The following is an 11,971-nucleotide window of genomic DNA, read 5'->3' on the forward strand; positions in this document are numbered from 1 at the left end:
GGCCTGTGCCAGCCCATCAGCGCCAGCCCCCACCGTACCTCCGGCCGCCAGCCTGCCCGATGTCGATCGTTCGGCCGGAGCCGGGGCAAGGGCATCGCTCAACGAAACAAGCGGTGAGGTGGTTCTTCCCATGAGTTCCTACTGGTACTCGGACCGCGAGAACGTCATCGTCAATACGGCGGTTGCCTTCCTTATTTACGACTGTGTCGAGGAGGCCGGTTTCACAGTGGCACCCTGGGGCGGCGGAGGTAAGGCCCTGCAGGACTACAGGTATGGTCAGTGGTCCCGGTCCCTGGCTGCGCGGAACGGTGCCATGCCGGAGATCCGTGTTAGTCCAGGAGTCATGGATCAGCAACCGGAGCGCCCTGCCCTTAGCGCACAGCAACAGGAGATGGAAGTAAAGTGCACCAGTTCGGTGGGTCGGGCTGGTCTGCCCGAACTCCTTGAGGGGCTGGCGGGCGATACGTCCATTCAGAATCAGGTTGTGCAGATTTCAGTAGCCCTCACCGATCGGGACCCCGAATATCTGGCATATCGCAGCACGTGGGAAGACTGCGTGGAGGCCAAGGGTCTAAAGCTTGCTGCTGCGGACTCATGGTCGTTCCAGGATGGCAGCTCCAAGGAAGATGAAATCCGGACGGCTTTGATTGACGTTGACTGCAAGGAGGCCAGCGGCGGCGCCCGCATACCTTATGACATTCTCGCTCAGTATCAGGCAGCACAGATGAAGAACCATCAAGCGGAACTCAACGCCTTGGCGGAAGAGAAGACGGCTGCAGTGGAGCGTGCCAGGCGAATACTGCGGGACCACGGAGTGGCAGATGCAAGACTCTGAATCACTGCAGATTGCCCGCGCCATGAGGCGCATTCCGCGCTGGTGGCTGATTCCTGTGGTGGTGCTGGTCGTGCTTGCAGGTTTGGGCGCCGCCTACTGGGCAGGCACTTCCACCACGGCAGGGACGGAGTCGACACCGCCCCTGGCAGCCGTTGTTCCGGTGTCAGCGACGGTGGAACGCCGGGCCGTGGTGAAACAGGTGGTCCTTTCCGGGAAAGTCGTTGCGGGAGCAGAGTCCGTTCTTCAGGCAAGCCATGCCGAGGGAGTTGACAGGCTGGTTGTGACAGCAGTGGCCAAAGAGGCTGGAAGCCACGTGGCCCCCGGTGACTTGCTGGCCGTCGTGTCCGGCAGACCACTGCTGATACTCCCTGCGGGTGTGCCGTTGTATCGGGATATCACCCAAGGTGAGGCGGGACCCGATGTGGAATCCCTTCAGACGGTCTTGACGTCGTGGGGTTATGCGTGTCCCGTGACGGGAAGCTTTGACCTGCCAACCCAGCAAGCATTGGGATTCTGGTACAAAGCCGCAGGGTTTAAGGCCCCCACTGCCTCCGATCCCATCTCTCAGGGGGAAGCCGGTAGTGCAGCACCCAAGCCATCGTCGTCGGACATCATGTTCCGCTGGCGGGAGTTCGTTCAGGTCCCCGGTGACACCGGGAAGGTCGCCTCCATCGCCGGATCTGGTGCCATCCTGGCAGATGATGGGGTCGTGGCACGGATCAGAGTTGCCGACGACGCCATAGTTGCCCGCGCAGACGTGGTCCAAGCCGAGCAATTCGCTGTCGGCATGCGTGTCACGGTCAGGGCCGGATCGACTGCGCTTGACACTACTGTGGCGAAGGTCAGCAGCTTCCTGGAGGGTGAACACAGCGAGAACACTATTCCAGGAAAAGACATCACTGTGGCATTGCCGCCGGGCGCACAGGGATTTGCGGCCGGGCAATCAGTCACCGTAACTGCAGGCAGCGCAGCTACGGAGTCCCTCGCCGTTCCACTGATAGCCATTCGTCAAGAGGGCGGTAGGCCTTACCTCCTGGTCCAGGCGAATGACCAGAAGAACGACCAGGCGAACGGCCAGCCGCGCCGTCTGGAGGTAAAGATCACGGCCCAAGCGGACGGATGGGCGGCCATCGCGGACGTCGACGGACTACTTGTTGGCGATGAGGTCACCTTGCAATGAGCACTTCCCATGCATCATCGGATCCCGCGCAGCCCCGCCCGATTCTCAGTCTGCGCGGCGTTAATCGGCGGTTTACCGGAGTGACAGCACTGGATGACGTGTACCTGGACATCCATGAGGGGGAGTTCGTCGCCATCGTCGGGCCCTCGGGTTCGGGAAAGTCGACCCTTCTGAATGTCCTCGGCCTCCTGGACACACCGACTCACGGTACCTACCTCATTGATGGGGTGGACGTCGAAGGCCTCAACGAGAGACGAAGAGCAGACCGCAGAGCAGGCATTTTTGGCTTCGTCTTTCAGGAATCCCACATGGTGGGGCGTGATGCTGCAGCCCGCAATGCGGTACTGGGCCTACGTGCTCGCGGTATAGCGTTTGCGGTCCAGAAACAACTTGTCTTGCCTTCCTTGGCGAGATTCGGCCTTGAGCGCAGGGCAGCAACCCCTGCTGCGTTGTTGTCCGGGGGTGAGCGGCAACGACTTGCCATCGCCAGGGCCGTGATGGGTGCGCCCAGGGTAGTCCTTGCCGACGAACCCACGGGCAGTCTTGACACAGCAAACGGCGAGCTGGTCATCCATCATTTGCGCGAACTCAGTGAGTCCGGAACCACCGTAGTCATGGTGACCCACGATCCCGACATTGCCGCGGCCGCGGGCCGCATCATCACCATGCGCGATGGAGCCATCGTCCAGGACACGGGCGACAGCAAGGGCCGTTTCGGCACGCCACCCGCTACGGCTGCCGGTTCCGCGGGCAACGAACACACGTTCGTCCGGCGCCGACGTCACGAGGCCGTGGATGTTGTTGCTGACGCCCTGTCTGCCCTCACGGTTCGTCCGGCCAAGGCCCTTTTGCTGATCATGGCATTCCTTCTGGGCAGCGGAGGGCTGGTGACGGCCATCGGACTGAGCGAGAGCGCCTCCGTCAAGGTATCGGCCCGCATCGATGCCGCCGCCAGCGACGAAGTCCGGGTGACTCGCGAGGCAGGTTATGCATCCTGGGAAGCCGTCAGCACCGATCTCCAGGCATCAAGGAGACTCTACGGCGTTCACGACGCCGGTGTTATCGCTGAGCTCTCCTCGTCGGTGGTGCAGCCATCAACTTTCCGGCCCGGGTCCTTTCCCGATCCGCCAGGGTTCACCGGGGCTGTCCGGATCGTCGACTCTGGGTATCTTCGACTCCAAGGCGCAACAGTTTCCTACGGCGATGCCGCCCTGCTGGATCAGTCATTTGGAGGGCCTGTTGCCGTCCTGGGCCAGGATGCCGCCCAGCGGTTTGGAATCGCGAAGCCAGGTGCCGGTGTCGTGGTGTGGCTGTATGGCCAGCCCGTCCCGGTGGTGGGAATTGTTGACAACCCTGGGCGGGACCCTGTTCTGCCCTCAGCTGTTCTGGTGGGCGTCGGATCCTATCCCTTGACCAATAACGTGGCAGCCAGCCTGGTTTTTCGGACAACTCCAGGGATGCCGGCAGCTATTGCAGAGGCGCTGCCAAAAGCACTCAGTCCGAGCGAACCGGGCAACGTCAAGGTGCAGACAGTGGCGGACCTGCGTGAGCTCAAACAGGGGATTAATTCGGACCTCGGCAGGCTGGTAGCCATTGTCTCCGTCGTACTGCTCGCCATGGCCTGCCTCAGCGCCGGAACTACCATGTACCTGGGCGTGCTGGCGCGATCAAGCGAGATTGCACTGCGACTGGCCCTGGGCATGCGGCGGGGAGTGCTGGCCTCGATGTTCCTCACCGAAGGTGCCGCGGTGGGAGCGTTGGGCGGGGCTGCAGGCGCAGCGGCCGGAATGGGCTCCGTCTTGGCCTACGCATCCAGTGAAGGCTGGGCGGCAATGATTCCTTGGTACGCGTCGATGTGGGGCATGGGGGCGGGACTTGTCAGCGGTACCCTGTCCGCCGTATATCCGGCCATACTGGCCATGCGGTCCAACCCGGCGCACCTGATCCGGGCTTAGGACAGGCATAGGAGTTCAGTTATCGGACCGGGCTGTGCTTCGCAACGTCCGCGGCGTTGGTGGCAGCGCTCATGAGCATAGCCGCGCCGAGCATGTGCGCACCCACCAGCAGGGCGGGAATTCCGTTGTAGTACTGGGTGAAACCGATGACAGCCTGCAGCAGTGTCACGCCCAGCAGCAGGTATGCCGCCGTTCGGAACGGACCGTTGATCTTGTAGCGGACCACCAAGTACACCGCGAACAGCGTTCCGGCCGTGATCAAATAAGCGGGGACGGCGTGGATGTGGGAAAACAGGTCCCAGTCGAGGTCGTTCCGGGGTGCGTCGGCGTCTCCAGCATGAGGGCCGGCACCAGTGACCACGACACCCAGCATCACCGACACTGCCGAGAAAACAGCAACGGCCAGCATCACAGGGCGGGCCGTGGCCGGGAGCGCGGGCAGGATCCGGTTCATATAGCCACCAGTACGGCCATAGGCCCGGTTGACCAGCAGCGTGGCGAAGACCACCAAAGCCATGGAGACCAGGAAGTGCAGGCCCACCACCCATGGGTTAAGGCCGGACAAAACCGTGATACCGCCGATGACCGCTTGGGCCGGGATGCTGGCCAGCAGGCCCAGGGCGAGGATGAACAGGTCGCGGCGCTCTTTGCGGAGGTTCCACAAGTACACCAGCATGAGCGCGGCAACGGCTGCCAGGGCGAAGGTCAGCAGGCGGTTCCCGAATTCGATGAACCCGTGAATGCCCATTTCCGGAGTATTGACCAGCGAGTCGTTGGTGCATCGCGGCCAGGTGGGGCAGCCCAAACCGGAGGCGGTAAGGCGGACGGCACCTCCGGTCACCACCAGGACGGTCTGCCCAATGAGTGACAACAAAGCCAAGCGGCGGACGGCCTTATTAACCTCGGTAGGCAACTTGGACGTGAACCGCTGAATGGTCTTTGGAAGGCGCGATGCCGTGCTCACAGTTTTCTCACTTCTCAGTTCTGCATTGTTGTTGGTGCCCGGTTGGATTAGTTCCACTTGAACCAGCGGATGGCTGCGGCGCCGGCAATTACCGTCCACAGCAGGAGGACAAGGACGGCGGGGAACGGAACGGCGCCCACAAGGAAAGCGTCGCGGAGCGCCTGGCCAAGGGCACCCGACGGGAGGAAGTGGACGATGCCCTGCAGCAGGCCGGGAAGCCGTTCGGACGGCACCACGATTCCGCCCAGCGCACCCAGCAGTATCCACAGCAAATTGGTGATGGCCAGAGTTGCCTCCGGTCGGACCGTGCCCGCCACCAGCAGTCCAAGGGCAGTGAAGGCGGCAGCGCCAAGGACCAGCAGACCAAGCCCGGGGAGCCAGGCTTCGGGCCTGGGCTGCCATCCCAGCAAGGCGGCAACGGCGCCCACCACCACTACCTGCAGGAAGAGGACCACCAGTACGGCAAGGATCTTGCCGGCGATGAGCCCGCCCCTGCCCAACGGTGTGGTGGACAGGAACCGGAGGACTCCGTAGCGGCGGTCAAAGCCGGTAGCAATTCCTTGCCCGGTGAAAGCCGTGGACATCGCGCAAAGAGCGAGGATGCCCGGGGTGGCAACGTCCACACGTGATCCCCCCAGGCCATCAAGGAGGGGAGTCACTACCAGTCCCACCAAAGCCATCAAAGGCAGGACGATGGCAAGGATCAGCTGTTCGCCGTTCCGCAGCATGGTGATGGTCTCATAGCGTCCCTGCTGCATGATGCGGCGTGGCAGCGATGCGGGTCCCGCGTTGGGAGAGAGGAGCTTGCTCATCGGAGGTCCCTTCCGGAAATGTCCAGGAACACGTCTTCAAGGCTACGGGCTTCCAGGCGGAGTGATGCAGGCATGATGTTCCGCTCCGCCCACCACGCGGTCAGGGCCGCAAGGTCTTTCGGTGTGATCGCACCCGTGATGGAGTAGCTTCCGGAGCGGGTCTCGGTCAGTTGAAGGCCCGGTCCCAAGATGCCGGCAAAGTCGAGTCCGCCCGGCGCATCGAAGTGGAGCGTCCGGTCCGTGATGGCAGAATCCGTGGCGTGGTCATGGCGAAGCAGTTCCGCAACGGTTCCCTCCACCACGTTGTGGCCGCCGTCGATGATGTACACGTAGTCGGCCAGGCGCTCGGCGTCGTCCATCAGATGCGTGGTCAGGACAATTCCCATGCCAGCGTCACGGAGTTCGGCGATCAGGTCGAAAACCATCTGGCGCGATTGCGGATCCAGCCCCGCACTGGGCTCATCGAGGAACAGGATCTCCGGATTGCCGACCAATGCGGCGGCCAGAGCCAAGCGCTGCTTTTGGCCGCCCGACAGCCTGCGTACGCTTGTCCTACTGAATTGGCCGATTCCCAGCCGTTCCACCAGCGCGTCAACATCCATGGGGTTTTGGTACATGCCGGCAACGTGCCGCAACAATGGGATGGGACGGGCCGACGGCGGCAGCCCGCCATCCTGGAGCATCACCCCTACGCGCGACCTCAAGTCGGCGCCGGCCGAATCAGGGTCTGCGCCAAGGAGCGAGATACTTCCGCCGGTCCGCTTCTGCAGTCCTTGCGCACATTCAAGGGTGGTGGTCTTGCCGGCTCCGTTGGCACCGAGCAGGGCGGTCACTTGGCCGCGCTCCGCCACAAGGGACAGTCCGCTGACCACCCGGAGCATTTTGCCGTCAAGGGAGGCCAAAGGGCCTACATCCTTAATGAGTCCGTCTATGGTGAGGACAGGGGATTCGGGTGAGCGCACCAGAGTATTCTACGTGAAGTAGTACGGTCACACTTGGCGGGCGACTGAGGTCAGTCTTGCCTTACTGGATGCATGAAACAAATTACGACATGATTGTGTTGTGTATTCCATGAGCAGTCCAACTTCCATGCCCTCAACACGGCATGCTGCAGCGGCAGAGGCATTCGTTGCCCCGCCTGCGCTGCCGGACGCGGATGACCGCACAAGGGACCGGGTCCTGAGCGCCGTTCTTGAGAACGGACCGGTGAGCGCCGCGGAACTTGGCGATCTCCTCGGCTTCACACCCGCTGCAGTCCGCCGTCACCTTGATCATTTGGCGCGCAGCGGCGTCATAGAGGTCAAGCGTGTGGCTAAGGCCGGTTCCGGCGCGGGACGCCCCGCACGCCGTTACGTCCTGAGCTCCCAGGGGCAGTCCACTCTGGGCGATGACTACCTGAACATTGCCAGCTCTGCGCTCCGGCGCCTCCAGGAACTCGCCGGCGAGGATGCAGTCCGTGAATACGCGGAGGAACGCTTCTCCGACATGGAACGTCGTTACGCCCCTGAGGTCGAAGCCGCCGGGGAAGACATCACCGCCCGGGCCATGGCGCTCTCCAAGGCACTCAGCCGCGACCGCTTCGTTGCTTCAGCGCATTCCATTGAGGCGAAGGCCCCGTTGCCTGCAGCGCTGTCCAGCGTTCAGTTATGCCAGGGCCATTGCCCCATCCAGCGGCTCGCCGCGGAGTTTCCGGTGTTTTGCGACACCGAGACCAAGGTCTTCTCGCGTTTGGTGGGCGTCGATGTCCGGCGCCTCTCCACACTCGCGCAGGGCGGCCACGTCTGCACCACCCACATACCTACCGGGCGCCCGGCTGCCACGGCATCCCCAGATGTCGCAGAGCAGTCCGGGAACCCGTACCAGGAATCAAACAACCAGCAAGAAAGGCCGTGATGACGGACCAAATAGCAGAGAAAGCGGTAGCTGACGGCACTGTGATCTCGGAGATTCTGGAGAAGAATCCCGAACTGCACGGTATCGGAAACTACGAGTACGGCTGGGCCGACAAGAACGACGTGGGCGCAAACGCCCGTCGTGGCCTCAACGAGGAGGTCGTCCGCGACATCTCCTCGAAGAAGAACGAGCCCCAATGGATGCTCGATCTGCGGCTCAAGGGCCTGAAGTACTTCGACCGCAAGCCCATGCCTACCTGGGGTGCAGACCTCTCCGGCATCGACTTCGACAACATCAAGTATTTTGTGCGTTCCACCGAGAAACAGGCCGCCACGTGGGAAGACCTTCCGGAAGACATCCGGAACACCTACGAGAAACTCGGTATTCCTGAAGCTGAGCGCAGCCGCCTCGTCTCGGGCGTCGCTGCCCAGTACGAGTCCGAGGTGGTCTACCACCAGATCCGTGAAGACCTGGAAGCCCAGGGCGTCATCTTCCTGGACACTGATACCGCTTTGCGTGAGCACCCGGAGATCTTCCAGGAATACTTCGGCACCATCATTCCCGTGGGCGATAACAAGTTCGCATCGCTGAACACGGCCGTCTGGTCCGGCGGTTCCTTCGTGTACGTCCCCAAGGGCGTCCACGTGGACATTCCGCTGCAGGCCTACTTCCGCATCAACACGGAAAACATGGGCCAGTTCGAGCGCACGCTGATCATCGCCGATGAGGACTCCTACGTTCACTACATCGAAGGCTGCACGGCTCCGATCTACACCTCGGATTCCCTGCACTCGGCCGTCGTGGAGATCATCGTGAAGAAGGGCGCCCGCGTCCGCTACACGACCATCCAGAACTGGTCCACCAACGTGTACAACCTCGTCACCAAGCGTGCCATCTGCGAAGAGGGCGCCACCATGGAGTGGATCGATGGCAACATCGGTTCCAAGGTGACCATGAAGTACCCGGCCGTGTACCTTGTGGGCGAGCACGCCAAGGGCGAAACTCTCTCCATCGCTTTCGCCGGCGAAGGCCAGCACCAGGACACCGGCTCCAAGATGGTACATATCGCGCCGAACACCAAGAGCTCCATCATTTCCAAGTCCGTGGCCCGCGGCGGTGGCCGTGCTGCATACCGCGGCTTGGTCCAGGTCCGCGAGGGCGCCAAGCACTCGGCCAACACGGTCCGTTGTGACGCCCTCCTGGTGGACACCATTTCCCGCTCGGACACGTACCCGTACATCGACATCCGTGAGGATGACGTTGTCATGGGCCACGAGGCCACCGTTTCCCGCGTCAGCGAAGAGCAGCTCTTCTATCTGATGTCCCGCGGCATGCCTGAAGACGAGGCCATGGCCATGATCGTGCGCGGCTTTATTGAGCCGATTGCCCGTGAACTCCCCATGGAATACGCCCTCGAGCTGAACCGCTTGATTGAACTGCAGATGGAAGGGTCCGTCGGTTAACAATGACTGATATCACTACTGAAAAGGCGCGCATCGGCGCGCCCTCGGCCCAGCCGTTTATCAACGGCTTCACCGAGGAAGGCGAGAACCTTTCGCCCGTGAACACCGGTACGAACACCAGCACGACGTCGGAGCAGCCTTCCGCTGGTCCGCTGGCCGGCGCTTCGGCCAAGAGCCACTCGCATGGTGGCGGCGTAGGCATCCCGGACAGCTCGCGTGCCGGCCGCCTCACCTCCTACAAGCTGGCAGACTTCAAGCCGCTGAACGGACTCGAGGAAGACTGGCGCTTCACACCGCTGAAGCGGCTTCGTGGCCTTCACACCGACGTCCTCAACGGCGCAGCCCCGGCTGTCAGCGTTACCGCGCCTGCCGGCGTCGTTGTTGAAACCGTTGGCCGCGATGACCAGCGCATCGGCCAGGCAGCCATCCCGGAGGACCTTGTGTCCGCCAACGCCTGGGAGAACTTCGCCGAGGCAACGGTCATCACAGTGCCCGCCGAGCTGCAGGCCGAGAGTGAAGTTTCGGTCCTGATCACCGGTGCCGGCGAAGCACCGTCTGCCCAGCACATCGTGATTGTGGCGGAGCGCTTCTCCAAAGCCGTTGTGGTCCTGGACCACCAGGGCACCGCGGTTGTCTCCGAGAACGTGGAGATCATCGTTGAAGACGGTGCTGAACTGACCGTTGTTTCCTTGCAGGAATGGGCAGACAACGCTGTGCACGCATCATCGCAGCAGGCAAAGATCGGCCGCGATGCCAAGTTCAAGCACATTGTGGTCAGCCTTGGCGGCGACCTCGTTCGCGTCACGCCGTCCACGCGCTTCACGGCTCCCGGTGCCGACGTCGAAATGTTCGGCCTGTACTTCGCCGACGCCGGACAGCACCTTGAGCAGCGCCTGTTCGTTGACCACGCGGTGGCCAACTGCAAGTCGCGCGTTCTTTACAAGGGCGCCCTCCAGGGCCGCAACGCCCACAGCGTATGGGTTGGCGACGTCCTGATCCGCAAGGAAGCAGAAGGCACGGACACTTACGAGGCCAACCGCAACCTGGTCCTCACTGACGGCGCCCGCGCCGACTCCGTACCGAACCTCGAAATCGAAACCGGCTTGATCGAGGGTGCGGGCCACGCCAGTGCCACCGGCCGTTTCGACGACGAACACCTGTTCTACCTCATGGCCCGCGGCATCCCTGAGAAGGTTGCCCGCCGCCTGGTGGTCCGGGGCTTCCTCAACGAGATCATCCAGCAGATCAAGGTGCCGGCAATCGAAGATCGCCTGACCGCAGCTGTTGAGCGCGAACTCGCCGCGACCGACAACTAAGACAGGCCAGGCAGAGCAACAATGAGTGAAGAAACCAAAGGCGAACTGGTATGCAACGCCAATGACATCCAGGTCAAGCAAGCGCTGCGCGTCCTGATTGATGACTACCCCGTAGCCATCGTCAAGGACTCGATGGGCGAGATCCACGCCATCGCCGATACCTGCTCGCACGCGGACATCTCTTTGTCCGAGGGTGAGGTTGAAGGCTGCGCGATCGAGTGCTGGGGCCACGGTTCCCAGTTTGACCTCCGCAGCGGACAGCCGCTCCAGCTGCCTGCTTACGACCCCGTCCCTGTTTTCGCCGTCACCATCGATGGAGACGACGTGTATGTGGACGTGACCAACGTTGTGAACGGCGCTTCGGTAGATCACTACTGAGCGCCCAGTACCGCCAGACTTACGAACGGAAAGAAAGAAGAGCATGTCAACTCTTGAAATCAAGGACCTGCACGTCAGCATCGAGACGGAGCAGGGCACCAAGGAGATCCTGAAGGGCGTCAGCCTCACCATCAAGACCGGTGAAACGCACGCCATCATGGGCCCCAACGGCTCGGGCAAGTCCACCCTCGCCTCCACCATTGCCGGGCACCCGCGCTACAACGTCACCAGCGGCACCATCACGCTGGATGGTGAGAACGTATTGGAAATGAGTGTCGACGAGCGCGCCCGCGCAGGCGTCTTCCTGGCCATGCAGTACCCGGTAGAGGTTCCCGGTGTCACCATGACCAACTTCCTGCGGACCGCCAAGACCGCAATCGACGGCGAAGCACCGGCCCTGCGCACGTGGACCAAAGACGTCAAGGCTGCCATGCAGCAGCTCCGTATCGACGCCGACTTCGCACAGCGCAATGTCAACGAAGGCTTCTCCGGTGGTGAGAAGAAGCGTGTTGAGATCCTTCAGCTCGAACTCTTCAAGCCGAAGTTCGCCATCCTCGACGAGACCGACTCCGGCCTTGACGTGGACGCCCTGAAGGTTGTCTCCGAAGGCGTTAACCGCGCTCACGAAGAGGGCAACATGGGCACCCTGCTCATCACCCACTACACCCGCATCCTGCGCTACATCAAGCCGGACTTCGTTCACGTATTCGTTGACGGCAAGGTTGTTGAAGAGGGCGGCCCCGAGCTCGCCGACCGTCTTGAAGACGAAGGCTACGACCGCTACGCCCCAGGCGCCGGCGTTGCCGTTGCTCCTGCCGTGCAGGCCTAGTTAGGATCGTTCCATGACCGAAATCAACACGGCGCGCACCAGCCTCGAGGACGTCGAGGAAGCGCTCAAGGACGTCATTGACCCCGAACTCGGAGTCAACATTGTGGACTTGGGCCTTCTTTACGGACTGAAGTATTCCGACGACGACGGCGCTCTCCTGATCGACATGACACTGACCACTGCGGCTTGCCCGCTGACGGACGTGCTCGAAGAGCAGGTTGGCAAGTCCCTTGACGGCGTGGTTGATGATTGGCGCCTTAACTGGGTATGGATGCCGCCATGGGGTCCCGAGCGGATCACCGATGACGGCAAGGACCAGATGCGGGCCCTGGGCTTCAACATCTGA

Annotated in this window: 12 protein-coding genes; 9 read left to right on the forward strand and 3 right to left on the reverse strand. The window is 62.2% G+C overall.

Going from position 1 to position 11,971, the window contains the following annotated elements:
• The first annotated feature begins 130 nt into the window (after positions 1–130).
• Genes AB4Y77_RS04455 through AB4Y77_RS04465 form a run of 3 tightly spaced genes read left to right on the forward strand, consistent with a single transcriptional unit; the run spans position 131 to position 3,970 of the window.
• Complete coding sequence (locus AB4Y77_RS04455; RefSeq protein ID WP_442013087.1) at positions 131–835, forward strand: hypothetical protein; 705 nt, start codon at positions 131–133, stop codon at positions 833–835.
• Positions 822–2,015, forward strand: a complete 1,194-nt coding sequence (locus AB4Y77_RS04460) for a hypothetical protein (protein ID WP_442013088.1) — start codon at positions 822–824, stop codon at positions 2,013–2,015. The genes AB4Y77_RS04455 and AB4Y77_RS04460 overlap by 14 nt, the downstream gene beginning before the upstream one ends.
• Positions 2,012–3,970, forward strand: coding sequence for an ABC transporter ATP-binding protein/permease (locus tag AB4Y77_RS04465; RefSeq protein ID WP_442013089.1), 1,959 nt, complete (start codon positions 2,012–2,014; stop codon positions 3,968–3,970). Before AB4Y77_RS04460 ends, AB4Y77_RS04465 begins: the two co-directional genes overlap by 4 nt.
• A gap of 19 nt (positions 3,971–3,989) precedes the next feature.
• On the opposite strand, the gene AB4Y77_RS04470 is transcribed toward AB4Y77_RS04465, so the two are convergent.
• Genes AB4Y77_RS04470 through AB4Y77_RS04480 form a run of 3 tightly spaced genes read right to left on the reverse strand, consistent with a single transcriptional unit; the run spans position 3,990 to position 6,708 of the window.
• Complete coding sequence (locus AB4Y77_RS04470; RefSeq protein ID WP_442013090.1) at positions 3,990–4,934, reverse strand: COX15/CtaA family protein; 945 nt, start codon at positions 4,932–4,934, stop codon at positions 3,990–3,992.
• Between the two features lie 47 nt (positions 4,935–4,981).
• Complete coding sequence (locus AB4Y77_RS04475) at positions 4,982–5,746, reverse strand: ABC transporter permease (RefSeq protein ID WP_442013091.1); 765 nt, start codon at positions 5,744–5,746, stop codon at positions 4,982–4,984.
• Entirely contained in the window at positions 5,743–6,708 is a 966-nt protein-coding gene (locus AB4Y77_RS04480) for an ABC transporter ATP-binding protein (RefSeq protein WP_442013092.1), read from the reverse strand. The genes AB4Y77_RS04475 and AB4Y77_RS04480 overlap by 4 nt, the downstream gene beginning before the upstream one ends.
• A gap of 109 nt (positions 6,709–6,817) precedes the next feature.
• Here AB4Y77_RS04480 and AB4Y77_RS04485 point away from each other — a divergent pair, with 109 nt between their 5' ends.
• The 6 genes from AB4Y77_RS04485 to AB4Y77_RS04510 are packed head-to-tail and all read left to right on the forward strand — an operon-like array spanning position 6,818 to position 11,971.
• Positions 6,818–7,639 (forward strand): helix-turn-helix transcriptional regulator, encoded by an 822-nt coding sequence (locus AB4Y77_RS04485; RefSeq protein ID WP_442013093.1) that lies wholly within the window; start codon positions 6,818–6,820, stop codon positions 7,637–7,639.
• Positions 7,639–9,102 carry a Fe-S cluster assembly protein SufB gene (sufB, locus tag AB4Y77_RS04490; RefSeq protein WP_089595074.1) on the forward strand — a complete coding sequence of 488 codons (1,464 nt, stop codon included), beginning with the start codon at positions 7,639–7,641 and terminating at the stop codon, positions 9,100–9,102. The genes AB4Y77_RS04485 and sufB overlap by 1 nt, the downstream gene beginning before the upstream one ends.
• 2 nt (positions 9,103–9,104) lie before the next feature.
• Complete coding sequence (gene sufD / locus AB4Y77_RS04495) at positions 9,105–10,418, forward strand: Fe-S cluster assembly protein SufD (RefSeq protein ID WP_442013094.1); 1,314 nt, start codon at positions 9,105–9,107, stop codon at positions 10,416–10,418.
• 21 nt (positions 10,419–10,439) lie between these two features.
• The gene (locus tag AB4Y77_RS04500) at positions 10,440–10,796 is read left to right on the forward strand and encodes a non-heme iron oxygenase ferredoxin subunit (protein WP_089595076.1); all 357 of its coding nucleotides are present in this window, start codon (positions 10,440–10,442) and stop codon (positions 10,794–10,796) included.
• A gap of 43 nt (positions 10,797–10,839) precedes the next feature.
• Positions 10,840–11,625, forward strand: a complete 786-nt coding sequence (gene sufC, locus AB4Y77_RS04505) for a Fe-S cluster assembly ATPase SufC (protein WP_089595077.1) — start codon at positions 10,840–10,842, stop codon at positions 11,623–11,625.
• Positions 11,626–11,638: 13 nt separating this feature from the next.
• Positions 11,639–11,971 (forward strand): metal-sulfur cluster assembly factor, encoded by a 333-nt coding sequence (locus AB4Y77_RS04510; RefSeq protein WP_089595078.1) that lies wholly within the window; start codon positions 11,639–11,641, stop codon positions 11,969–11,971.

Origin of the sequence: Paenarthrobacter sp. YAF11_1 (assembly GCF_052113445.1) — a bacterium.
Taxonomy (GTDB): domain Bacteria; phylum Actinomycetota; class Actinomycetes; order Actinomycetales; family Micrococcaceae; genus Arthrobacter.